The sequence below is a fragment of the Pseudoalteromonas sp. MER144-MNA-CIBAN-0113 genome (assembly GCF_040308965.1).
Classification (GTDB): domain Bacteria; phylum Pseudomonadota; class Gammaproteobacteria; order Enterobacterales; family Alteromonadaceae; genus Pseudoalteromonas; species Pseudoalteromonas tetraodonis.
The window spans coordinates 1-235 of record NZ_JBEOOG010000616.1 but is presented as its reverse complement, the minus strand read 5'-3'; the positions used below and the strand labels follow the sequence as shown (position 1 = coordinate 235).

General features: G+C 40.0%; 1 pseudogene. It reads right to left on the bottom strand.

From position 1 onward, the window contains the following. Window positions 1-235, bottom strand: a pseudogene (locus AAEY57_RS21175) (D-alanyl-D-alanine carboxypeptidase family protein); the annotation flags it as partial.

The following is a 235-nucleotide window of genomic DNA, read 5'->3' as shown; positions in this document are numbered from 1 at the left end:
AGTATTGCCTGCTTACCCTGTAGTTCACTGTTTTTTATGCATTCAAAAAGTACTTGCTCGCTAAGCTTATTCACTAATAATTGTGATTGCTTAATATGGCTTATATGCCAAAGCTCAGGTGCGACACCACCTAAATCATGCTGGTAAGGGCGATAAAAGCCAAATTTATCTAAGTTAGTATCAAGCCAATTACTTAAAGGCGCAAACGGCCCACCTTGCAGATATTCATCGGGTG